Origin of the sequence: Thalassotalea atypica (genome assembly GCF_030295975.1) — a bacterium.
GTDB lineage: Bacteria > Pseudomonadota > Gammaproteobacteria > Enterobacterales > Alteromonadaceae > Thalassotalea_F > Thalassotalea_F atypica.
The window spans coordinates 2,112,989-2,137,263 of sequence record NZ_AP027364.1; the positions used below are offsets into that span (position 1 = coordinate 2,112,989).

Annotated in this window: 23 protein-coding genes and 1 tRNA gene; 16 read left to right on the forward strand and 8 right to left on the reverse strand. The window is 38.8% G+C overall.

Going from position 1 to position 24,275, the window contains the following annotated elements; genetic code table 11:
• Positions 1-29: 29 nt before the first annotated feature.
• A complete protein-coding gene (gene sppA, locus QUE03_RS09835; RefSeq protein ID WP_286267561.1) occupies positions 30-1,865 on the reverse strand; it encodes a signal peptide peptidase SppA in 1,836 nt (611 codons plus the stop codon).
• Positions 1,866-2,049: 184 nt separating this feature from the next.
• Here sppA and QUE03_RS09840 point away from each other — a divergent pair, with 184 nt between their 5' ends.
• Positions 2,050-2,742 (forward strand): HvfX family Cu-binding RiPP maturation protein, encoded by a 693-nt coding sequence (locus tag QUE03_RS09840; protein WP_286267563.1) that lies wholly within the window; start codon positions 2,050-2,052, stop codon positions 2,740-2,742.
• An 88-nt stretch (positions 2,743-2,830) separates the two neighbouring features.
• The gene (locus QUE03_RS09845) at positions 2,831-3,394 is read left to right on the forward strand and encodes a nitroreductase family protein (RefSeq protein ID WP_286267565.1); all 564 of its coding nucleotides are present in this window, start codon (positions 2,831-2,833) and stop codon (positions 3,392-3,394) included.
• Between the two features lie 91 nt (positions 3,395-3,485).
• On the opposite strand, the gene asnS is transcribed toward QUE03_RS09845, so the two are convergent.
• Positions 3,486-4,886, reverse strand: coding sequence for an asparagine--tRNA ligase (gene asnS / locus QUE03_RS09850; protein WP_286267567.1), 1,401 nt, complete (start codon positions 4,884-4,886; stop codon positions 3,486-3,488).
• Positions 4,887-5,031: 145 nt separating this feature from the next.
• On the opposite strand from asnS, the gene QUE03_RS09855 reads away from it, so the two are divergent.
• On the forward strand, positions 5,032-5,397 hold the full coding sequence (locus QUE03_RS09855; RefSeq protein WP_286267569.1) for a hypothetical protein: 366 nt from the start codon (positions 5,032-5,034) through the stop codon (positions 5,395-5,397).
• Here the strand turns inward: QUE03_RS09855 and bioA are convergent.
• Positions 5,378-6,706: an adenosylmethionine--8-amino-7-oxononanoate transaminase gene (gene bioA, locus QUE03_RS09860; protein ID WP_286267571.1), complete on the reverse strand. Its 1,329-nt coding sequence runs from the start codon at positions 6,704-6,706 to the stop codon at positions 5,378-5,380. The two genes, QUE03_RS09855 and bioA, sit on opposite strands and share 20 nt — an antisense overlap.
• An 88-nt stretch (positions 6,707-6,794) precedes the next feature.
• Between bioA and bioB the strand changes: the two genes are divergently transcribed.
• The 4 genes from bioB to bioD are packed head-to-tail and all read left to right on the forward strand — an operon-like array spanning position 6,795 to position 10,444.
• A complete protein-coding gene (gene bioB, locus QUE03_RS09865) occupies positions 6,795-7,856 on the forward strand; it encodes a biotin synthase BioB (protein WP_286267573.1) in 1,062 nt (353 codons plus the stop codon).
• 56 nt (positions 7,857-7,912) lie between these two features.
• Positions 7,913-9,001, forward strand: coding sequence for an aminotransferase class I/II-fold pyridoxal phosphate-dependent enzyme (locus tag QUE03_RS09870; protein ID WP_286267575.1), 1,089 nt, complete (start codon positions 7,913-7,915; stop codon positions 8,999-9,001).
• On the forward strand, positions 9,001-9,786 hold the full coding sequence (gene bioC / locus QUE03_RS09875; RefSeq protein ID WP_286267577.1) for a malonyl-ACP O-methyltransferase BioC: 786 nt from the start codon (positions 9,001-9,003) through the stop codon (positions 9,784-9,786). Before QUE03_RS09870 ends, bioC begins: the two co-directional genes overlap by 1 nt.
• On the forward strand, positions 9,779-10,444 hold the full coding sequence (gene bioD / locus QUE03_RS09880) for a dethiobiotin synthase (RefSeq protein WP_286267580.1): 666 nt from the start codon (positions 9,779-9,781) through the stop codon (positions 10,442-10,444). The genes bioC and bioD overlap by 8 nt, the downstream gene beginning before the upstream one ends.
• Before the next feature lie 24 nt (positions 10,445-10,468).
• On the opposite strand, the gene pepE is transcribed toward bioD, so the two are convergent.
• Together pepE and QUE03_RS09890 are read right to left on the reverse strand one after the other, a co-directional pair.
• The gene (gene pepE, locus QUE03_RS09885; RefSeq protein ID WP_286267582.1) at positions 10,469-11,170 is read right to left on the reverse strand and encodes a dipeptidase PepE; all 702 of its coding nucleotides are present in this window, start codon (positions 11,168-11,170) and stop codon (positions 10,469-10,471) included.
• A 5-nt stretch (positions 11,171-11,175) separates the two neighbouring features.
• Positions 11,176-11,580: a type II toxin-antitoxin system HicB family antitoxin gene (locus QUE03_RS09890; protein ID WP_286267583.1), complete on the reverse strand. Its 405-nt coding sequence runs from the start codon at positions 11,578-11,580 to the stop codon at positions 11,176-11,178.
• Between the two features lie 1,506 nt (positions 11,581-13,086).
• On the opposite strand from QUE03_RS09890, the gene hpt reads away from it, so the two are divergent.
• The 3 genes from hpt to QUE03_RS09905 all read left to right on the forward strand — a co-directional run bounded on the left by hpt (position 13,087) and on the right by QUE03_RS09905 (position 15,754).
• Positions 13,087-13,617, forward strand: coding sequence for a hypoxanthine phosphoribosyltransferase (gene hpt, locus QUE03_RS09895; protein WP_286267585.1), 531 nt, complete (start codon positions 13,087-13,089; stop codon positions 13,615-13,617).
• Positions 13,618-13,890: 273 nt separating this feature from the next.
• The gene (locus QUE03_RS09900) at positions 13,891-14,274 is read left to right on the forward strand and encodes a VOC family protein (protein WP_286267587.1); all 384 of its coding nucleotides are present in this window, start codon (positions 13,891-13,893) and stop codon (positions 14,272-14,274) included.
• 430 nt (positions 14,275-14,704) lie between these two features.
• The gene (locus tag QUE03_RS09905) at positions 14,705-15,754 is read left to right on the forward strand and encodes a phospholipase effector Tle1 domain-containing protein (RefSeq protein WP_286267589.1); all 1,050 of its coding nucleotides are present in this window, start codon (positions 14,705-14,707) and stop codon (positions 15,752-15,754) included.
• A gap of 84 nt (positions 15,755-15,838) precedes the next feature.
• On the opposite strand, the gene QUE03_RS09910 is transcribed toward QUE03_RS09905, so the two are convergent.
• From QUE03_RS09910 to QUE03_RS09920, 3 genes are all read right to left on the reverse strand, one after another.
• Positions 15,839-15,915: transfer RNA gene (locus QUE03_RS09910), tRNA-Pro, on the reverse strand.
• A gap of 73 nt (positions 15,916-15,988) precedes the next feature.
• Positions 15,989-17,665, reverse strand: coding sequence for a DUF3413 domain-containing protein (locus tag QUE03_RS09915; protein ID WP_286267591.1), 1,677 nt, complete (start codon positions 17,663-17,665; stop codon positions 15,989-15,991).
• 27 nt (positions 17,666-17,692) lie between these two features.
• A complete protein-coding gene (locus QUE03_RS09920) occupies positions 17,693-17,914 on the reverse strand; it encodes a YejL family protein (protein ID WP_286267593.1) in 222 nt (73 codons plus the stop codon).
• A 72-nt stretch (positions 17,915-17,986) separates the two neighbouring features.
• On the opposite strand from QUE03_RS09920, the gene yejK reads away from it, so the two are divergent.
• The 6 genes from yejK to QUE03_RS09950 all read left to right on the forward strand — a co-directional run bounded on the left by yejK (position 17,987) and on the right by QUE03_RS09950 (position 24,222).
• Positions 17,987-19,021, forward strand: coding sequence for a nucleoid-associated protein YejK (yejK, locus tag QUE03_RS09925; protein ID WP_286267595.1), 1,035 nt, complete (start codon positions 17,987-17,989; stop codon positions 19,019-19,021).
• A gap of 35 nt (positions 19,022-19,056) precedes the next feature.
• Complete coding sequence (gene pyrC, locus QUE03_RS09930) at positions 19,057-20,088, forward strand: dihydroorotase (protein WP_286267597.1); 1,032 nt, start codon at positions 19,057-19,059, stop codon at positions 20,086-20,088.
• 7 nt (positions 20,089-20,095) lie between these two features.
• Complete coding sequence (locus QUE03_RS09935; protein ID WP_286267599.1) at positions 20,096-20,977, forward strand: 6-carboxytetrahydropterin synthase; 882 nt, start codon at positions 20,096-20,098, stop codon at positions 20,975-20,977.
• Positions 20,970-21,791: a M23 family metallopeptidase gene (locus QUE03_RS09940; RefSeq protein WP_286267602.1), complete on the forward strand. Its 822-nt coding sequence runs from the start codon at positions 20,970-20,972 to the stop codon at positions 21,789-21,791. Before QUE03_RS09935 ends, QUE03_RS09940 begins: the two co-directional genes overlap by 8 nt.
• Before the next feature lies 1 nt (position 21,792).
• A complete protein-coding gene (locus tag QUE03_RS09945; protein ID WP_286267604.1) occupies positions 21,793-22,563 on the forward strand; it encodes a substrate-binding periplasmic protein in 771 nt (256 codons plus the stop codon).
• Between the two features lie 417 nt (positions 22,564-22,980).
• The gene (locus QUE03_RS09950) at positions 22,981-24,222 is read left to right on the forward strand and encodes a tyrosine-type recombinase/integrase (RefSeq protein WP_286267606.1); all 1,242 of its coding nucleotides are present in this window, start codon (positions 22,981-22,983) and stop codon (positions 24,220-24,222) included.
• The last annotated feature ends 53 nt before the right edge of the window (positions 24,223-24,275 follow it).

Below are 24,275 nucleotides of genomic sequence, written 5' to 3' on the forward strand. Positions count from 1 at the left end.
GTTGCCCCGAATAATCGGGGCATTAAGGATTAAAACGTGCCACATGTCAAACAAAATGAATAGATTCCTTGAGGATCGTTAAATCGATCAAGTCGTTTGATTTCATTCGACAGGTTTTTCAACAGCTTTGTCGCAGGACCGGTGTTGTTTTCTATTACTGGAGTTAAATATGATGCGCTACCACCTAATAAGCTCTGTAATAATTTATCTTGCGCACTTTGCTCTTGTTCAATGATTTCTGTTTCAAAATCATCTAATTCAGCCAAGCTTGCTGCAGCTAACACTGCATCATTTAAATTCCCTAGTTCATCAACCAAGCCCAGTTCTTTGGCTTTCATACCTGACCATACTCGGCCCTGAGCAATAGCATCAACTTCTTCAAGGCTCATGTTTCTGTGCTCTGAAACTAAAGAAATAAAATCTTGATAGCCACGATTGATGCTAGTCTGGAATAATTCAGACATACCATCTGTCATTGGGCGGGTGATACCAAACCCAGCAAGTTCAGTTGTGCCTACACCGTCAGTATAGATGCCCAATTTACTAAGCGAGTTTTCAAAGGTCATCATCATGCCAAAAATACCAATTGAGCCAGTAATTGTTGTAGGTGATGCGTAAATTTTATCTGCAGATGTAGAAATCCAGTATCCGCCTGATGCTGCGACATTGCCCATTGAAGCAATAACAGGTTTTCCAGCAGCCTTTAATAAATCAACTTCTTGTCTAATGATCTCTGAGGCATAAGCGCTACCGCCAGGGCTATCTACTCTTAAAACGACTGCTTTTACATTATCGGCATATCGAGCTTCTCTTAATAGTCTTGCGGTACTATCACCACCGATTAACCCCGGTGCTTTATTACCATCTAGAATTTCGCCTTGCGCAACAATGATACCCACTTTGTCTTTTGAAGAGCTAAATGGTGATTCAGTTGTTAGTGAGGTAAGGTATTCCTTAAATCCGATTTGCTTAAAACTGTCGCCGTGGTCGTTTTTACCGACTATGTCGATAATGTCGTTTCGCATCTCTTCGCGAGTTTTGAGTGCATCTACCCAGTGATTATTTAGAGCGTATTCTGCAAAACTGCCTTTTGATGCTTTAAACTTAGTCAATAGTGCATCGGTTGTTTCATCAAAGTCGTTGAGTTTAATGTTTCGTTGTTCGGCGACGTCTTGTTTGTATTGTGCCCATAAATCATTTAACCACAGCTTATTTGCTTCTTTGGCCTCATCTGACATATCGTCTCTGATATAAGGTTCAACCGCAGACTTAAACGTGCCGACACGGAATATGTGTTGTGATATTGCGAGTTTTTCTAACGCGGATTTGAAGTAAAGTTGATAACGGCCAAAGCCATCTAGTAACAAATAGCCCTTTTTATTAAGCCAGATGTCGTCGGCATAACTTGCTAAATAATATTGCGTTTGAGAATAAAAATCCCCTAGCGCGATAATTTGCTTTCCTGAAGATTTAAAGTCAGATAGCGCGCTGCCAATCTCTTGAAGTTTACTCAGTCCAGTACGATCTAAATTTTGAAGATGAAGTACAAGTAGAGAAATGCGGTCATCGCTTTTTGCAGTCTCAATGACGTCTAATATGTTACTGAGTAATATTTCAGGGTTTTCTTCTTTCCGGCCTAACGCTTCAGCCATAAAAGCGTCCATCGGATCCACGTACTGCTTTTGTTCGACTATATCGCCATACAGGTTAAGTACTAAGGCAGTGTTTTGAGGAACAATAACCTCTTCTTTCCCTGAGCTAATTAAGACAACGAATAGGATCAAAAATGTGAAGAAAATTAAATTCAACACAATTTTTTTGAAGGTATTAAATATGTGCCATATACCGGCGAAAAGTTTTTTCATTTAGTTTGGCTCTTAGTCTTGAGTCTGTGGATGTACCACGTATTTACATGATCATACTATGCTACTGAAACTTTCACTATCGACCTAGCTTATTTTGTAAATAGTTGTAGCTGGTTGCATAGGTTTGAAATAAATTCTACATTAACAGGGTCTTATCCTTCAAATATTGAAACACGGCAACACTATGGCTTTAGTAAAACTTTATCAAAACTTAATTGACAAATTACACTATTTAGACGGCGTTCCTGCATTACTGATACGCATATATTTAGCGCCTATTTTCGTGATGGCTGGTTATAGCAAACTTCAGCTAGGAAATCCTGATGTCACTGGCATTGCTAGTCTCATGGCAGATCCTAATGTCGTCAGTTGGTTTGGAAATGCAGATTGGGGGCTTGGTTTACCATTTCCTTCGTTGCTGGCTAATCTAGCAGCATGGACAGAGTTTCTTGGTGGTTGGATGTTACTATTTGGTGTATTGACACGCCTTGTTTCGATCCCGTTAATGTTTACCATGTTTATCGCAGCGACCAGTGTTCATGCCGATAATGGTTGGTTTGCTATTACACCAACTAACCCCGACACGAGCCCAGCTAAAATGGTGTCTTGGTTAGGATTTGATAGTGCAGAGCAGAGCCTTCTGAATAGTACAGACACTGGCGAACGCCTTAACCGAATGCGCAGTATATTGGAAGACAATGGCAATACAGAGTGGCTATATGAAAAAGGCAGTATCGTTGTTCTTAACAACGGTGTTGAATTTGCAGTAACTTATTTTATCATGTTGCTGGCGCTATTCTTTATTGGTGCTGGACGTTTCACGAGTATTGATTACTACTCCGCGCAAAGGCTTTTCAAAGAGCCATCTAAGTTTTAAATTTATAAAGCCCGCATAACTTGCGGGTTTTTATTCTCTGTAAAACAGTTACACTGTCACTAATTTAATTAAGAATAATAATAAATTTATGTTTGAATTACTTTCAGCCCAAGAACTTTTGTTACACCGTTTATCTAACCCAACATTAATAGCGCCTGCGCCTAATGACGAAATAATTGCGACCATTTTCGCCAGTGCAATGGCAGTTCCAGATCATGGCGCATTATCTCCGTTTCATTTCACCTTGATCAAAGGTGAAGCAAGTTTAGCTAAATTAAGTGATGTATTTGTTAAAGCCGTTAAAGCAGAAAATGGTGATGACGTTAAGGTAATGAAGGCGGCTAAAATGCCATACAGAGCTCCTTTGATCATTGCCGTTTCAACACAATATAAAGATCACCCCAAAGTACCAAAACAAGAACAACTGATTGCGGCAGGTTGTGCAGCACATGCAATGCAAATGTCGGCTTATTCTCTTGGCTTTGGTGCGATGTGGCGCACTGGAGATATGGCGTATAGTGACATCGTTAAAGCGGGATTAGGTATCGAATGCAGTGAAGATATTGTTGGTTTTTTATATATTGGTACAGTGGAGAAGCAACTTCCCCCTAAACAAAGAAAGCCAGCAGAAGGGCATATAACAATTCTATAAAAAATGAGCTAATGTACGTACTTTGTTAAGTATTTACTTTCCAATAAAAAAGCCCTCAGAAGAGGGCTTTTTATTTATTTGTGAATGCTATCTAGAATGCCGCATTATTTGGAGTTCTAGGGAACGGGATCACGTCTCTTACGTTTGCAACGCCTGTTGCATAGGCAATTAAACGTTCAAAACCTAACCCGAAACCAGCATGAGGCACGGTACCGTAGCGACGTAAATCGCGGTACCAGCTGTAATCTTCTTGTGCCAAGCCCATTTCTTCTAGGCGTTGATCAAGTACATCTAAACGTTCTTCACGTTGAGCACCACCAATAATCTCACCGATGCCTGGTGCTAAAATATCCATAGCGGCAACAGTTTTACCGTCGTCATTCAAGCGCATATAGAATGCTTTGATATCTTTAGGGTAGTTTTGGAGGACAATAGGACCTCCCACATGTTCTTCTGCAAGGTAGCGCTCATGTTCAGAGTTTAAATCTACGCCCCAAGAGACAGGATTTTCAAACTTTTTACCACAGTTTTCTAGGATTTCAATGGCGTCAGTGTAATCCATACGAACAAATTCTGAATTAATCACAGCGTTTAAACGATCTAATACCGTTTTATCAACACGTTGTTGGAAAAACGCCATGTCATCAGCACGCTCTTCAAGTAATGCCTTTAATACATATTTAAGCATATCTTCCGCTAAATCAGCAGCATCTGATAAGTTGGCAAACGCGATTTCTGGCTCTACCATCCAAAACTCGGCCAAGTGGCGGCTGGTATTTGAGTTTTCAGCTCTAAATGTTGGACCAAAGGTATATACTTTAGACAAGGCGTTACAGTACGTCTCAACGTTTAATTGACCAGAAACTGTTAGGAACGTTTCCTTCCCAAAGAAGTCTTGGTTGTAATCTACCGCGCCTTTATCGTCACGCGGTAAATTTTCCATGTCTAACGTACTTACGCGAAACATTTCACCGGCACCTTCAGTATCACTACCCGTGATTAAAGGCGTTGCAATCCAGAAGTAACCTTTTTCATGGAAGAAGCGGTGAATAGCTTGTGCTAAAGTGTTTCTTACACGTGTTACCGCGCCACCTAAGTTGGTGCGCGCACGCAAATGAGCTTGCTCACGTAAAAACTCGATGCTGTGACGTTTTGCTGCCATAGGGTAAGTGTCAGGATCTTCTACAAAACCTAATACTTCCACTTCAGTGGCTTGAATTTCAAATGACTGACCTTTGCCTGGAGACTCTACAAGATTACCAGTAACTTTTACTGAGCTACCTGTAGTTAGCTTTAATACATCAGTTTGATAATTATTAAGATCATTAGGAACAATTGCTTGAATTGCGTCAAAGCAAGAGCCATCGTGAATGGCTAAAAATGAAATACCGGCTTTAGAATCACGACGTGTGCGGATCCAACCGTGTACGGTTATTTGTTCTTCAACCGGATACTTACCGGCTAGTACATCAGTAATCGATATGACTGACATTTATCGACCTCGTTTATTTATCAAATTTACTTAAATTAAGGGCGTAATATGTTAACGTCACAATTGCTTTTAACAAGTAAAAACTTGCTAAAAATGCGGTTTTTAACGAAAAAAATTAAAATAATGGTAAAAAGGGTCATTTAACTTGGTTTGGGACGGAATTGAACGCAGAACAGGCGATAGCTTTTGGGTAAAAATTTTTCGAGTTTTATCGCTCATTGGTTGGACGCTGTTTACCATTTCATTGGTTATTTCGTTTTATGCGACGCCCGATAAAAAATTTGGCCTACTTAGCTATCATAATATTCAAACTAGAGATGTATGGCTCAATCCGCTGACAGATTATTTATACGCTTTATTGTGGTTAACAGCGCTGTTTAGCTTCATCAGTATTATCGTCAGTCATTTTCGGGTGCGCCGCGCATCTGACGATAAATACTACAACTTTTGGTTACTCATGATCATTTGTGTCACTTGGGCGATATATATCGCTATCCAAGCTCAGACATAATACCTACAGGTTGGTTAAAACAATCGTCTTCATTAAGTACGGTTCTAATCGCATTCACTAAAGTAACGATATCTTCATCGTTAATGATCAGTGGTGGCATAATGTAAATTAGTTTGCCAAACGGGCGAATCCAAACGCCAAGCTCAACAAAGCGTTTTTGAATATTAGCCACGTTAACATTTTCAGTAACTTCTACCACGCCGATTGAGCCTAGCACTCGGCAGGCGTTAACTCTATCGTAAGAGGCAAGAGGCAATATGTTTTGTTCGAGTACTGATTCAATACGAGTAACTTTGTCTTGCCACTGTGAGGATAACAGCAAGTTTATGCTTGCATTTGCGACCGCGCATGCTAAAGGGTTACCCATGTATGTTGGTCCATGCATAAAACAACCGGCTTCGCCATTACTGATAACATTTGCAATATGTTCAGTGCACAAGGTTGCAGCAAGGGATAGATAGCCGCCCGTTAGTGTTTTACCCAAACACATAATATCAGGCGAGATGTCGGCCCATTCGCAGGCGAATAGTTTACCTGTTCTGCCCAAACCTGTTGCGATTTCATCTGCGATGAAAAGTACATTGTATTGCTCGCATAACTTTTTAGCCGCTTTTAAATAATTAGGATGATAAAAACGCATACCACCTGTACCTTGTACGATTGGCTCGATAATAAATGCGGCTAATTCATGATGATGTTGTTCAAAATAACGCTCGAGTGAAGATCTTTCGTCCTCGTTCCATTCTCCGTGAAATGCAGATTTAGGGGCAGGAGCGAAATAATTCTTTATCAGCACCGGTTCAAAAATTTGGTGCATACCTGTTACCGGGTCACAAACTGACATCGCGGCAAAAGTATCACCGTGATAGCCATTTCTTACCGTGAGCAACTTATGTTTCTCAGGTTTTTGTAAACTTTGCCAATACTGAATAGCCATTTTCATCGCTACTTCAACTGCGACAGAGCCACTGTCACTAAGAAACACGCGATTAAGCCCTGATGGAGTTATATCAATTAGTGTTTCACAAAGTGAAATCGCCGGCTGATGAGTAAGGCCGCCAAACATAACATGAGACATTTTCTGGGATTGTTTGTGCAGCGCGTCATTTAGCACTGGATGGTTATAACCATGTAAGACTGACCACCAAGACGACATACCGTCAATAAGAGATTCGCCAGTAGCTAAATTGATATTAATGCCTTGAGCAGACTCAACCATATAAGAAGGGAGAGGATTAGACATTGACGTATATGGATGCCAAATATGATTTTTATCAAAGGCCAAACTGATTGTGTGTTTTTTGCTCATTTGTAAAGTAAATGCTCTTGACTACGTTGACAACAATTTTTAGATGGCTAGACTACCCGTTAACCTATACAGATGCAATCGTGAAAATATGTCGTTATCTCCATCATCAAGTACACCAATTAGACACAACTGGACAGTAGAAGAAGTTAATAAGCTCTTTGATCTTCCATTCAACGATTTAATGTTTGAAGCGCAATTAGCGCATCGAGCAAATTTTAATCCTAATGAAGTGCAAGTGAGTACTTTATTGTCGATTAAGACAGGCGCATGTCCCGAAGACTGTAAATATTGTTCGCAAAGCGCTCGCTATAAAACAGACATCGACAAAGAGCGTCTGATGGAAGTGGAAAAAGTACTTGAAGCTGCAAAACAAGCAAAAGCGCAAGGTTCAACACGTTTTTGTATGGGCGCTGCATGGCGAAATCCTAAAGAGCGCGATATGCCATACGTGACTGATATGGTTAAAGGCGTGAAAGCACTTGGATTAGAAACGTGTATGACTTTAGGCATGCTATCTAAAGAGCAAGCCGATACCTTACAAGACGCGGGTTTGGACTATTATAACCATAACCTTGATACGTCGCCTGAGCATTATAATCAAATTATTACGACACGTAGTTATCAAGATCGCTTAGATACGCTTGGTAATGTGCGCTCTGCTGGCATGAAGGTGTGTAGTGGCGGTATTGTTGGCTTAGGTGAAAAAGCACACGATCGTGCTTCATTACTGGCTCAGCTGGCTAATTTATCACCACAGCCAGAAAGTGTTCCTATTAATATGTTAGTTAAAGTCGATGGTACGCCATTAGCTGAAGTCGCTGATTTAGACGATTTTGACTTTATTCGCTGTATTGCCGTTGCACGCATTATGATGCCTAAGAGTCATGTTCGTTTGTCTGCGGGTCGAGATGCAATGAATGAGCAAATGCAGGCAATGTGTTTCCTAGCCGGCGCAAATTCAATATTCTACGGTTGTAAATTACTTACCGCGGCAAATCCTGAGTCGAATCAGGATATAGCGTTGTTTAAACGATTAGGCATTAATACAGAAACAATCGATTCTATTGATGAAGGGTTGGAATCTGTAAAGTTACAAACAAAGATGTCCGATCAACAAAATTCAGATCTGTTTTATAACGCTGCTGACTAATTCCAGTGGCCTTTGAATTCTTAAGTGAAAAGCTTAGCGCACAACGAAGCAAACACTTGTTTCGCTCACGCGTTTGTGTAGAAAACCATGGTGGTAGTCACGTTGTAATCGATGGCCAACCTTATGTTAATTTTTCATCTAATGACTATTTAGGACTGAATGAGCATCCAGAACTAAAAAAAGCCCTGCAAGAAGGCGCTGAACGTTTTGGTACAAGTGCTAGTTCATCGAGCCTGATCACAGGGTTTCATTACGCCCATCAGTCATTAGAAGAAGACATTTGTCAGTGGCTAAACATGCCACGTTGTTTACTGTTTTCAAGTGGTTTTGCGGCTAACGTAGCTGTATTAAATGCGTTAGGTGAAAAAGAAACGTTATTGCTGCTGGATAAATTGAGCCATGCGTCTATTATTGATGGAGCGTTATCTAGCAATGCTATGTTAAAGCGCTTTAAACATAATAATTATGGTCACCTAAAGCAGCTTCTAAATCACTACCCAAGTGCAAACAAACTCATTGTTTCTGAGGGCGTTTTTAGTATGGATGGCGACAAAGCCAATGTAGAACAACTCGCAACAATAGCACAAGCACACCAAGCATGGCTGTATTTAGATGATGCTCACAGTATAGGTGTGTGTGGTGAACATGGTGAAGGTAGTGTTGCACAAGGCAACGTTGATATTGTTATGGCAACGTTTGGTAAAGCATTGGCAACAAGTGGGGCTTTTGTCGCGTGCAATGAAGCATTGCATGACTATTTAATTAATGTGGCTAGGCATTATATCTATTCAACGGCAGTACCTCCTGCTATCGCTTGGGCAACCATAAAAAGTATTGAACTTGCGCAAAAAGAGCAGTGGCGCCGTGATAAAATAGTTGAACTGAGCAAGCTGTTTTTAGCAACACTAGATGACACTATTGACGTGTTACCAACAGAGTCGTCAATACACGCTGTTGTATTAAAAGACGAATTACAAGCGATCAACGTAAGTCGTAAATTGAAAGAAGGTGGATATTGGGTTACACCAATACGCCCACCAACCGTACCTAAAGGCAGTTCAAGGTTACGTGTTACCATTTGTGCTCATCATAATGATAAGGATATCAAAGGATTAGCAAACATGTTGAATGAGGTTTTGGTGTAATGCCAAATACATTAAATAGAATAAAAATAGCGAAATCTTTTGATTCGGCCACAGACTCTTATGATGTTTCTGCTCGATTGCAGCGCTTTAGTGGCAAACATCTATTACCTTTAATGCCAAATAGAAATGATATTACAGTGCTAGATTTAGGCTGTGGTACTGGCTTTTTTACCGAGTTACTTGCAAGCACTTTTAAACGTGTGATTGGCGTGGATATCTCTTCTAAAATGTTGCAATTTACGCAAGAGAATCGCGATGAGTCAATACAGTTAGTGGCGGGTGATGCATACAAGATGCCATTCGCTGATAACAGCATTGACTGTATCTATTCGAATTTGGTGATCCAATGGTGTAATCCATTAGAAGAAGCACTTGAGGAAATTTTTCGAGTGTTAAAGCCCGGCGGACTTTTAATCTTTTCAACTCTAGTTGACGGTACCTTGTTTGAATTAAAGTCGTCTTGGCGCCAAGTGGATGACGATCAACATGTGATCGACTTTAGAACACCTGAGGAATTAGAACGTATAGTTAATACGCCGACTTCTAGTTTGCTGCAAAGCCAAGTGGATGATGTAATTTTAGAATATGAAAATCCTATGCACTTGGCTCATGAGTTAAAAGGCTTGGGGGCAAATCATTTACCTAATAAAAAGATTAAAGGGTTGGCAGGCAAAGATAAGTGGAAAAAAATGATGGAGTCTTATCAAGACTTTTTAGAACCAGGTGAAATTTATCCTGCAACGTATAAAGTATTTTCAGGGCTAGCAGTAAAACTCAATGATTAAATTCTTTATCACCGCAACTGATACCGACGCAGGAAAGACACTTATCGCAAGCGCTTTGATTAAGATGTTGGCTCAACAGTATAATGTCGCCGCATTCAAGCCTATTTCAGCTGGTTGCGAGTTAGTTGGTGATCAACTAATTAATGAAGATGCGGCACTACTAACAGCTCAGGCTAATTGTCAGCAATCTATAAGTAGTGTCAATCCAATTGCTTTTAAGGAGCCTATCGCACCACATATAGCAGCTGCAAATAACGGTGTTGATATTATATTAGAAGACGTTACTAAACACTTTCACGCTATTGAATCCTTAATGCCTGATGTCTTAATAACAGAAGGTGCAGGAGGCTGGCGGTTACCACTAGGGAATAACAAATTCTTATCTGAGTTTGCTAAGCAAACTAAACAATCGGTGATCCTTGTTGTGAATATGAAACTAGGGTGCTTAAATCATGCGGTACTTAGTTACGAGTCGATAATTAATGATGGTCTAGATTGTGTAGGCTGGGTTGCAAATTGCCCAGAAACAATGAATTATCAAAAAGAAAATATTGATGAACTTACAAAATTGCTTGACGCGCCCTTATTAGGGGTGATTCCATTTGTAAACAATATTGATGAAGTGGTGGATAAATTAGATGTTACACCACTTCTATAATAGTTAGTACCTTTGACAAATTACCTATAATAAATAAGATAAATCAGCATTCTCTAGTAGGTCTGATTTATTGCCATTCTTAAATAAATACCCTTGGCTCGGTCCAATTAATTGCAATTTATCCCCTGTGCGTTTCAAGGCAGTACCTTCGACAATAGCTACAATTGGCATTTCAGGGTTTATTACCATAAATTCATTCAATCGTTGCTCTCTGGTTTCACCATTATGGCCCGGAGGGTTATAGTCGGTGTAATGTGGATTTAATTGGAATTCAACTAAAGACAAGGCCTTAAAAGTTTTTGGTTCAATGATTGGCATATCGTTGGTGGTACGAATTGATAAGCCTGCAACATTTGAACCTGCACTCCAGCCAATATACGGCATACCTTGCTCAACATTTTCTTGAATGATTTCAATTAATCCATTTTCTTGTAATTGATGCAGTAAGTGGAAAGTATTACCGCCACCTACGGCGATGGCTTTGGCATTGTTAATTGCTTGTTTGGGATTAGAGCAAGTATGTATACCAGTCACTTTAATGCCAAGTGGTGAAAGTGCTGTTTGTACCATATCTGTGTAGGTATCATAACTAATCGATACACCAGCATAAGGAACAAAGAGCAATTCTGCTATCCCACCTAAATGTTCGGTGATCATCTCTAATGCATGCTCTAAATAACCAGATTGATTTTCACGAGAACTGCTAAGTAATAATAAATTTTTCATGGATGTTAATCTTTTAAAGTGAGCTCGTTAATACAAGCTGTTGCAATGAACCCTGAGCGGGTTTTGTAATTATCTGATTTACTGACTCTATCATCAATCTGTTTGATCAACAGCTCAGGTAACGTGACATTAATTTTATGACTTTTTCCCAAATAGGGAGTTATATCAATTTCTACTAGAGCCCATATCCCCGTAGGCTGTTGTTGCTGCCAAAAGCCAACCTCCTTTGCTTGAGGAATAGCCTCACCATATTCAGCCAAAATTGATAAATGGTTAGCAATCGTAAATTTTACCTGATGCAAACCATTGTCTATTGTCTGACAAATTTCATCACATCCTGGTAGATCAGGTACCGATATTTGATAGTGATTTTGCTCAGAATCAAAGCGCAATACAACAGGGTAGAACATGTAATTACCTCGTTTATTTTAGCGTTTATAGTACCTCCAATAACCCTCCTTTTCAACCAAAATTGATAACCCTGCTAACTCTGTATGTTTTTTTGGTAATAACCCCAACAACCCCGTCTGGGTGTTTCAAAATAACCCTGGTAACTCCCTGTGTGGTGTGGGTGGTAACTCTAGTAACTCTGCTACGTAAAGCTAGTAAATGTTCACTTTCAAATTAATGCTTTGTTTATAGGTGTATAGGTTTATTGAACGGTCTATTTAGATAAATAGGTAAATAATCGAAGTTTAGAAATTTTGAATGCTGTAGCGGAACAAATTGAAATGCCGTTTTGCGAGAGAACTCAACAAAATCATATTAGCTGTGTGAGATATGTTCAGAATACCAGTCATATTTTCTAACTAGCGACTGATGCTATATGTCGGGCTAATTAATAAAGTTGGTCTGGTACAGTTGAAGTTATTTTTCCCAGGACTATTGCTAAAGTAAGCTAATAGTAAACGAGTGATTTGCTGAGTCAGTTTGTAGGAGATGAGCTCAAAAAGCTAATAGAAAGTTGGTTTGAAAAATGGCTATATCGAGTTACCAATCGGCGATGATTTTGAACATACAAGTCCCTTTGGTACCGTTAAAGGTAAGCAATCTTATTTCGAATTAGCGAGTACAAAGACAAATTTCTAGGTTATCGCTTATTATTCACAATGTACTTTATGAGAGTGATAGGGCCAGGGTTCGCTATACAGCAGTTCAAAATGACTCCACTTTAGAGGTTAGTGAATAGTACAAATTTCAACATGGGCTTATTGACAAATTACTGCTTATTATCATATCGAAGATATTCAAGAAGAGAAAAATTTAGATAAGTATAAAAGGGATAAGTAGTGTCTGATTATATAGGGCAGTGTGATTGCGGCGATGTTGATTTTACATTAACCTTGCCTAATGCATTGTCAATGTATCATCCGCGTGAATGCGATTGCGATTACTGCAAGGCGAGGCATTTATCATATCTATCAGATCTCAAGCTAGTTTGTTCATTAATTACATCAAGAGACTTTCTGTTGAACGTCAAGGAGCAGAACAGGCCAAATTTTAAAGTTGCTCGCTATGCGACGTGACCATTGAGGGGCCAAATGGCTTGCTAGGTGCACTCAACAGTAATTTATTGTCTCATCAAATAGGTTATTGGAGCCAATATCTGTTTCGCCTAAGCTGTTAACTAAAGGAGAAAAAACGAGTCATTGGCAAAAAGTCTAGATAGATGTTCAGTTACAAACCAAATGTAATGGATGATGATTAATACGCGAAAATAAAAATAGCAATTGCACGCAACATTATTGTTGTTAGATTACTCTGTTGTATGTATATGAGCTATTTGTCGTATTAGTAGCGAACAATTATGGCATTACAATTAATTAGTAAATTTATTGATGTAGTTTGTGTATATTAATTTTAGTACAGTGATATTATCCGCTGGTAAGCATTATCAAGATAATTTAAGGCATTTAATGAAACATAAAATCGATGTTATGTTCTCTGAACAACAAGTTAAAATCAGAGTAGCTGAGCTAGGCGTAAGAATTAGCGACTATTATAAAGATAGTAGTGATCTAGTAATGGTAGGCTTGTTAAGGGGATCGTTTGTATTTATGGCGGATTTAGCGCGCGCTATTAATGTTAATCACAGTGTTGATTTCATGACCGCTTCTAGCTATGGCAATAACATGGAGAGCTCTCGAGAAGTTCATATATTAAAAGATCTCGATGACAGCATTGAAGGTAAAGATGTTCTACTTGTAGAAGATATTATAGACACGGGTAATACGCTTAAAAAGGTCCTAGAAATTCTCCAACTACGCTCACCTAAGTCAATTAAAATTTGCACTCTGTTAGATAAGCCTAGTCGTCGTGAAGTCCCCGTAGATGTTGAGTGGGTTGGTTTTGATATACCTGATGAATTTGTGGTTGGTGTCGGGATTGATTACGCACAAAAGTACAGGCATTTACCTTATGTAGGTAAGGTCATTCCCCTAGATTAATCGTTCGTTTACAATTCGTTCATCATCCAAAATATAATGATTGCCAGTAGGTTTGTAAACCTACTGGCAATCTTTAAGCTAATCATTCTCGACAAAAAACAGAATTAATCGCTTTAGCGTTGCCTGATCTCATAAATAGCTCCTCTATTAAGAAAATTAGATTTCAATTAAGTTCAAACCGCTTGTTCTGTCTAACATTTGTGGGTGAAAGTATTTATGCTAGTGTGTTGATACAAAGAGGAGTGTCTAACATACATATTATAAGGAAATACGGTGAACCTAAACCAAGTAACCCTACCAGTAAAAGACATGAATAAAGCCTGCGAGTTCTACCTAACACTCGGCTTTACGCAAATTGTGGAAACGCCACATTATGCTCGTTTCGAATGTCCTGATGATGGGGCAACATTTTCACTATCATTAAGTGAAAATGAGTTTAATAACGGTGCTATTGTTTATTTTGAACATGAAAAACTCGACGAATGGGTCTGCGCTCTAAAGAATAAAGGACTAGTGTTTGAGCAGGATCCTAAAGACCAGCGTCATCTTTGGCGTGAAGCTATATTGTACGATCCATCAGGCAATAAAATTAAGTTATATTGGGCTGGTGAAAATCGTTTGAATCCGCCGTGGCGCGTTAATAAAAAAAGCTCGTGAAGTTTCATCACTCAACTAAGTCGATATCATAAACCGTACTAAAATTGATTAATTTAATGCATATGTGCTTCACTGTATTTGTTCGGGTTGTAGGTGATTTACTGCAAGTCATATGCTGAGCCTGCATACCATATCGCCTAATGTATTCTTTAACAATTTTGTCAGTCTGCTGTTAAAATTCAGGAGCCACAGGATTATAAAAAGAGCGATATTGTCTGATTGGCGGTTATAAATTAGGTTAGTAAAAACTTCTCAAGATCAAGTAATTAACTTTGTTTTCCTTGTGTAGCATTTTAAGTTTTTATTAGCAATATCTCTGATAAACAATAGAAGCTTTAGTGTTATTTGCTTTTCTTTTGTTCTCCCCTAGACTTTTTGTATAAGAAACACCCTAAGCTACTAGGCTTAAGATGGGATATGGAGATCAAAAATGAGAAAATTAATATTTTGTTTTGACGGCACTTGTAATTCTCCTGAAGACTCAGATGACTATTTCGAAGATTCTAGTGTCAGTAATATTTTAAAACTTCACGCTTTTTTTGGTGGTGCACTCACTCCACTTAATGAACAAAATTCAAACATGCCAAATCAACGCAGTTTTTATTACAGTGGCGTTGGTACGCGTGGTAATTGGTTAAAACAAAAGTTTAACGCGATGTTTGCGCCGCCGTATGGAGATATGGACGACATATTGGATGAAGCGGATAAAGATTTACGTGACGTAAAGTGGCTAGCCGATGACGAAATTTTCGTTTTTGGCTTTAGCCGCGGAGCTGCTTTGGCAAGAATGTTTGCCGCCAATATTAAACCGCCGATGAAGGTCACATTTTTAGGTGTATTTGATACCGTAGCGGCGACAAGAGGATCGCTCGATCTCAACCCCGAAAGCTTTCCAGCTAGCGGTATAGTTTTTGAGAACGGCACAATTGCTGATCATATTGAAAATGCATTGCATCTGCTGTCTTTAGATGAAAAGCGCATTTTGTTTCAACCGACGTTATTTAATGCAGATGATCGCGTGCAAGAAGTATGGTTCTCTGGTGTTCATTCAGATATTGGTGGTGGCTACTGGTTTGATGGATTATCAGACATTACCTTGCAGTTTATGATTGATAGGGTCGTTGCTGAATTCGGTTTAACTGTATTAGATGTTGATGACATTGACTTTGAACGCCTTAAAATTAAGGGTGCACAAGATACCATATGTAAAGACGATTTAAATATATTGCCTTTAGCAAAAGGAAAAATGCATACGCAAGTTCGAACCAATACCAATGCTAAAACACTAGCGCCACGAGTGCCACGGGTAAATATTGATGATGCAAAATCAGCTGAATGTCCCATTATTCACCATTCTGTCGTAAAGCGATTTAAGGCGTTGCCAGAATATCGACCGTATGCATTACGAGACGTTGAGTATAAGGTAATGGATGAGCAGGGCAATTTGTCTAGCAAAAGAAAAGGCATCAGAGGGCTTTAAGATAATCGATGCAAAGGTCTGCAGTTAGCAAGCTCAAAAATTAGGAATAAAAAAAGCCTGTAAAAACAGGCTTTTTATTGAATATGGTCGGGATAGCAGGACTTGAACCTGCGACCTCACGTCCCCCAGACGCACGCGCTACCAGACTGCGCTATATCCCGATGAGGGTATGTATAATAATAAATTAAATGAGTATTGCAACGTATTATCGTTGTATTTTAGTTAACCGATGTTTTATTGTTCAGTTTCGGCTAAATCACTAAATTTTTTAATAAAATGTACACCATCTATCATTAACGGGAAGTCTGAACTTTCACTGATTGGCGCTTGTAATTGCCTTGAATAACTTTGGAAATTACCATTTTGATCGATCAATACTGACTTATCCTTATTAAAAACCATAATGCCGTTAGTCATGGTGTTGGCAATCACGCGATCTTTCTTAAGTTTTAGCAAACTGGTGCCGTTAGTGTATGGCTGATAGGTTTTTCCGCAATTTAGCCAATGTCGAGTTAGCGTCGACGACACATCCATCTGGCTGGTTAAATGTGAGATGGTGCGCTCTCTCTTCTCTGGCCATAACAACAACGCAGGCTTAATAGACAATCCACTGATTTGATCAGCATTACCAATTGAACTTATCCAAATGATATCTTTAGCATCTCTGTAGCGTTGTCCAAGTAACAGGGCGTCCATAAACACCTCGAATTGATAGCTGTCTTCGTCATCAAAGTAGATCACATGTAAACCTGTATCCATATCATTAAGCTTGTTAGAGAAGATAAAGTCTGCGATGTTATTGATTGTATGTTGCTGGTCAAAAAGTTGTGACAGCCAAGGTATATCGATGCTTTGAACATTTTGGCTGATGACTGCCAAGCTTGTCGATAGCCCTTGCTGCTTAATGGCTTGCATCAAAATAGGTGGAACACTTTGTTGCTCTACAATGCCTTGTTTGTAAATCGTAGGTAAACCATATAATAAGTTAAACCAGGCATCATTAAACAGTGCATTGTCGATATGATGGGTTAAGTTGATCGTTTGAGCATCTGAACGTTGTGAGAACTGATTCATTTGTCGTTCAGTTAGCCCATTTTTAGTTAGCACCATAAACACTGACTGTTTGTTAATAACACCTTTACATTGCTGCTCAATAACAGGGTATGTCGGAATATCTTTACTAAAAGACAATGGACTGGTCTTACGCTCTAAATAATCAGCTTGGTTGAATAGCCCATACTTGGTCAATAGAGTTTTAGCTGTTGTAGGATAAGATACGGGTAGCACGGTATCTTGCTTTAAGATGTCGTAGTTTAAATTTGCATCGGCAATGATGTGCATGATATGACTAGTAAAAAAACAAGCAACCAAGCCAAATACGGTATAGCGTGCAAAAACTGTTTTTTGTAAACTTTTAAGGTGCTTCCATGCATAGTTACTGACCACGAGTTCAAAGGTTAGGATCAATAGACATAATATAAGGCTAGAGAACCAAAACATTCTGCGGTCTTGCTGTATTTCCTGTGCGATTAAATCAATGATTTGGGAGTTAGACGATGCATTTATGTGATAACCCAAGCGGTTAAAAATAAACGCATCGAGTAACAATAATAACAAAACAATGGTGAATATTATCGAAGCACTCGCGCGTATAAATCGCGTTCTTGGAAAAATGAGTGTTAAGGGAAATACCGTTAATACAAAAGTAATAAAGGTTAAAAATGCCATATGACTCAACCAATTCGTTACTAAGTAGATAGTACCAGTAACAGTGGTTGGGCTTACTTCATTGATAAGATAAACCGACGACAGCAATATCGCGGCTATAATATTAAAAAAAGTAAACCAATGGCTCCAACTTATTAAATGTAATAGTTTTTTGCTATAAGCTTTTGAATCAAAAGATACCATTTGTTTTTGTTATTCTCTTTTATTTGGTTACTTTGAAGAATTAATTGATTGTTTCAGTGCGCTGGTGAAATTGTCAACAATTGCTTGACGTTGCGCCTCCGGAACTTGCTGTGTAATAACTTCGGTAATGGTATTTCCTAAACACATTAATGCTAAATCAGCTGAAACTGACTCGTCAACAAGGACATCCATTAATTTTTCGATAATTTTTTCTACACGTTCGTTAGAATACTTGGATACAATAGGCATCTTTAAATACTTTTAGTGATTGATAAGCGAAGTTTATCAAATGCAATCACATTATAATACTGGCCTTTATTTATGAGTTTAATAATTTCAAACATTGCACTGCATTTTCTAACAAAAAAAGAAGAAACAGGTGAAGTTCAGGTACGTTTTGGACCTGAGTCGCTAGAAGTAGATACAAAAATTCAAGACTTTGTTGAAGCGTTACATGGCATTTATAACCAAAAAGGCAATAAAGGGTATGGTCATTTCTCAACCATGCCCGCCGAAGGAGACCAAGCGTGTTTTGTTGATGTGATGGAAAGCTACTTAAATGATGTCCAAGGGTTTAATGAGTTCGGTGTGCAATCAACCAACTTATTGAAAAATGAGCTCACTAAATATGACCTAGCAGAAACTGGCTATTTGGTGCTTTGTCATTACGAACACATGGGCGGACGGTATATTATTGCGGCTATTATCCCGATCAGTGAGCATTACTCAGTTGATAGTGAACTAAATATTTCGGCGGCCAAACACCTAGATACTGATAAGCTACAGTTGGCTGCTCGTATTGATTTATTTGATTACCAACAAAACGCTCAGGGTAATCGTTATGTGTCGTTTATTCGTGGCCGTGCAGGCAGAAAAGTTTCTGACTTTTTCCTTGATTTTCTTGGCTGCGAGGAAGGTCTAAATACTAAAGAGCAAACACAAAACCTCGTTCAGGCCGTTGAAGATTACGTCAGTGTTAATCAACTTGATGCTCAAGAAAAACAACAAACTCGCAAGGAACTGCTAGGCTACTGCAAAGAGCAAAAAGAAGCTTCACAAGACGTTTCACTGCAAGAAATTGGTAAAGTCATCAGCAAAGACAATGGTGAACAAGATTTTTATCAGTTTGTTCAAGAACAAAACTACGAGATTGAAGAATCATTCCCTCATGAACAAGCGATAGTAAATAAGGTGACGAAATATTCTGGTTATGGAAATGGTATCAGTATTAGCTTCGAACGCAGTCACTTTGGAGAAGATGTAGTATATAATGCAGCTAACGACAGTTTGACCATTTATAAAGTACCGCCAAACTTAAAAGAACAATTACTTCAGTTGCTTAACAACCAAGACTAACTGAATATTATTTGCACTAAATTATAGGATAGAAAATGAGTAGTTTAACAATCACAAGACCAGACGATTGGCATGTTCACCTACGCGATGGTGAAGCGCTTAACAATACAGTTGCTGATATTAGTCGCTATTTTGGTCGCGCTATCGTGATGCCAAATTTAGTACCACCAGTTGTGAATGCCGATGACGCAAAAGCCTACTATGACCGTATTATGGCTGTAAATCCGACCCCTAATTTCAAGCCTTTGATGGTGCTATACCTTACAGATAACACAACTGCAGAAGATATTGTCAAAGCAAAAGAAAGTGGTTTAGTGTATGCAGCAAAACTTTACCCTGCGGGGGCAACAACAAACTCTTCTTCAGGCGTGACAGACATCGAAAATGTCTTACCTGCGCTTCAGGCATTACAAGATAATGACATGCCTTTGTTGATCCATGGTGAAGTTACTACGGATGATATAGATATTTTTGACCGAGAAGCACGTTTTATCGAAACTATTCTCACGCCATTAGCAGAACGCTTCACTGAACTGAAAATAGTACTTGAACACATTACTACAAAAGATGCTGTGGATTTTGTTAAAAGTGCTGGAACTAATGTTGCTGCAACTATTACAGCGCACCACCTAATGTTCAACCGTAATCACATGCTTGTAGGCGGAATTCGACCGCACTTTTTCTGTTTGCCTATTTTAAAACGCAATATTCATCAGCAAGCATTAGTAGAAGCGGCAACAAGTGGCAATGCAAAGTTTTTCTTAGGAACAGATTCTGCACCACATGCTAAAGAAGCAAAAGAAAGTGCTTGTGGTTGTGCAGGCTCTTATACGGCTCACGCCGCCATTGAATTATATGCAGAAGTGTTCGAGCAAGAAAATGCACTGGAGCAACTAGAAGCATTTGCTAGTTTAAATGGACCTGGATTTTATGGTTTACCAGTAAACTCAGATACCATTACTTTGGTAAAAGAAGCTTGGCAAGTGCCTGAAACAATGAATTTTGGTCCAAACCAAGTTGTGCCAATTAAGGCTGGCGAGCAAATGAACTGGAAAGTAAAAGGGTAATTTGTCGATGCAATTATTTGTTAATGATCTCACTGTAATAGATTTTTCTTATCTTTGCCGTCAACGTGGTGTGGTGGGGGAAAGTTGGATAGTGGATGTACTTCTTGATGGAGACTTAAACGATCAAAGTATGGTGTTAGATTTTGGTATTGTTAAAAAACAGATAAAAGCCATTATAGATGACGCAGTAGATCACAAATTATTGTTACCAACTCAAGATTGCGCGTTACGTGTTACCAACTCAGTCTATAATGAAGGTCACGAATTTGTAGACTTTGAAAGTGAAAGAGCTGTTTTCTACTTACAATCTCCAGCGTGTGCTTATGCCAAAATTGATACGGATGAGATTGCCGTTGAGTCCGTAACTAAACACCTCAAAGAAATCATTTTAGAGCAGCTACCTACTAACGTAAAAAACTTAGTATTAACATTAAGACCTGAACACATAACAAGTGATTATTATCATTACACTCATGGTCTTAAAAAGCATGATGGTAATTGTCAGCGCATTGCTCACGGTCACCGCTCTACCATTCAACTGTTCAAGGACGAACGACGGGATCAAGGGTTGGAAAGTTATTGGTGCGAGCGCTGGCGTGATATCTATATTGCTACTGACTCAGATGAAATAGCTAAGGAGAAAGCTCAGCTATCTGAGTATGCCATTGAAAATTTGAAACCCGATCACCGTTTCTTTTCCTATATGGCACCACAAGGCCGATTTGATATTGCGGTGCAAGAATGTGTATTAGAGGTCGTCGATTGTGATTCGACAGTTGAGCTATTAGCTGATTACATCGCAAGGCAGTTAAAAGCGCAGCATCCTGAACATCAACTAAAGGTTGTTGCGTATGAAGGCGTTGGTAAAGGAGCAATAGCAAGTGTTTAAATTATGGCCTGTTTGTTTAAGTACCTTGATGTTTACGGTGAGCTTTTATAGCACGGCTGAGATTAAGCTAACGGGTGAAATAAAGCAGGGCGGTTTGATGGTAGGAAAGACATCTCCTAGTGCAACCGTTTATTTAGATGATATTCCACTTAAAGTTTCTCGTGACGGTGATTATACCTTTGGTTTTAGCTGGATGGATGAAGAAAAACACATTTTGAAAATTGTATCTGCTTCAGGGGCTGTGGAAGAAAGAGTCCTTACCCCTACAAAACAAAATTACAAGGTACAAAAGGTCAATGGGATTTCAAAAAAAATTATGAACCCAGATCCGAAAGCCGTTGCGCGAGCTAAAAAAGACAGCAAACAAGTCAAAGCAGCACGAAAAGCTGACAGTGAATTAGTTCACTTTGCTTATGGATTTATTCCGCCCATCAAAGGGATTATTACCGGGGTTTATGGCAGTCATCGTGTATACAATGGTATACCTAAATCGCCTCACTTTGGTTTAGATTATGCAGGAAAAAAGGGTGATCCTGTTAAAGCTCCGGCTGATGGTGTTGTTACCTTGAATGTCCCAGATATGTTTTATTCAGGCGGCACTATCATTATTGATCATGGACATGGTATTAACTCTACATTTCTACATTTAAGTGACTCCTATGTAAAAGTAGGCGACGCAGTAAAGCAGGGAGATGTGGTTGCGGCTGTAGGTTCAACAGGGCGTTCAACAGGACCTCATTTGGATTGGAGAGTTAATTGGTTTGATGTTAGGCTAGATCCAGCCTTAGCGTTAAAAATTAAGCCCATTCAATAATATGAAAAAGACTGCATATATAATTTCTGTTTACATAGCACTTATATGCAGTTTCAATGCCTACGCTGAACATGCCAATATGCACGTAGGATGGGAGCTTTGGTACCCTTATCAATACCATGACAAAAAAGGTCAGCTCGTTGGCATCGATATCGAGTCGTTTAATGCCATCGGTAAACAAGTTGGCATAAAGTATTCGTATGACGAATTACCCTGGAAGCGTCATTTACAACTCCTTAAAAATGGTCAAATGGATATTGCATTTGGTGCTTCATTCACTGCAGAACGTGAAGAGTATGCATATTTCACAAAGCCTTACCGGAAAGAGCAAGTTAATCTGTTTGTAAGAAAAGGAAATGTAGAAAACATCAAGCTGACGCAATTATCCGATCTTGTTGACAGTTCATATTTGATTGGCGTTGAAGGTGGTTATTTTTACGGCGCTGAATATCAAGAACTCATTAAGAATCCAAAATTTCAAGAGCATATTAGTGAAGTGATTGACATTGAAGAAAACGTAACCATGTTAATCAAAGGTCATATTGACGGTTTTCTTGTTGATCCATTAACCCTGGCTGCATTTGCTAAAAAGTATCAAATGGAAGAAGAGTTTGAATTGCATTCTTTACCTATTTATCAAGACACTATCCACATAATGTTGAGTAAGAAGTCTTGCTCGATTGAATTATTACAGCAATTCAACCAAGCGATATCAAAACTACAAGCTAACGGTGAGTTAGGCAAAATTATAAATTCTCAGTTTCAAAAGTAGAATTAGACTAATAAAAACCCAAAAATAGTGTGTTTGCCCAATGCTTTAATTAAGAATTTGGTATGTAGATTGAAAGCGAGCCTTCAATTTTAAAATCTGAGTCAGGATGGCACACATTAAGTACTAGATTTTAAATTTCGAATTTAAATAAGATTTTTGATTATTAGGTGGGACGGATAACAAAACATACCCGATTTTAAAATCTGAGTCAGTTTGTCATACATTACACACTAGATTTTAAATTTCGCGCCTGTAGTAATGACGTTATTTATCAATTAACTAGATAACTGTACAGAAGCTAAATTTGAGGGCTCTTACTAACACCCAATAAGTCCGATATTTGTGAATATCGGACTTATTGTAAAGGTGCTTAAGATACGCTACTATGCGTCCATCATTACTATATCTTTGTTGTTTATGGCTAAATCTAAAAATAACCCTGTACCCATAATTGATAATATTGAGTTCATTGGAAATCCGTTTAAACAAATTGTTGTTTCTATTCCTGAGCAATGTCGCGGCATTGAAAATCAAAAAGAAGATTTAGAATTCTCTTTAAAATTTCTTTATAGCTATAACGGTAGTAAAGCGACTTTTAATAGCTATCGTCGTGAGATTGAACGTTTGCTGCAATGGTCTTGGAACATTGCCAGATTATCGATCAGTGAATTAAAACGACACGACATTGAAGAATATATAGAATTTTGTAAGACGCCACCTAAACACTGGATTGGCCTTAAAAATGTCGCTCGCTTTAAATCTAATGCTGGCCATCGTATTGCCAACCCCGAATGGAAACCTTTCGTTGTTAGCGTTTCTAAGACCGATCATAAAAAAGGATTGTCGGCTGAACATAGTGACTACGAATTGTCGCAAGCTGCGGTAAAAGCAATATTCACGGCGTTGTCTTCCTTTTATGAGTTTTTAATCCAAGAAGGATTAACTGAATCAAACCCCATTGCACTCATTCGTCAAAAAAGTAAGTTTATACGCAAAGAGTCTCGCCCGACTGTTCGTAGGATCAGTACCTTACAATGGGAATATGTTATTGAAACGGCTGAATTAATGGCACAAGAAAACCCTGACGAACATGAACGCACCCTGTTTATGATGAATTGCTTTTTTGGCATGTATTTACGTATTTCTGAACTGGCCGCTGATGAACGCTCTACACCTATGATGGACGATTTTAGAAAGGATCATGACGGAAGTTGGTGGTTTCACGTCTTAGGTAAAGGTAATAAGAATCGCATTATTACCGTTTGTGATGAAGTACTAAATGCACTCGGTCGTTATCGTGGTTCGCGTGGGTTATCGCGTTTTCCAGTACCAGGTGAATATGAGCCACTGATTATAAAATCAAAAGGTAAAGGCCCTATTTCTTCTACGCGTCATATTAGGCGCATTGTACAACATTGTTTTGACACGGCTTTTGAGCGCATGAAAAGCCACGGTTTACAAGATGATGCGATGGAATTAAAAGCGGCAACTGTTCACTGGTTAAGGCATACCGGTATTTCAGAAGACGTTAAAAACCGTCCTCGCGAGCATGTTCGTGATGATGCGGGTCATGCCAGTATGGCGACAACAGATAGATATATAGACTCAGATTTACGTGAGCGCCATCAATCAGGAAGGAAGAAAAAGATCAAAGAATAGCTTAGTTTATGTTCGCAAAAATCTATAGAGAGTTATGCAATTATTTGATCGTA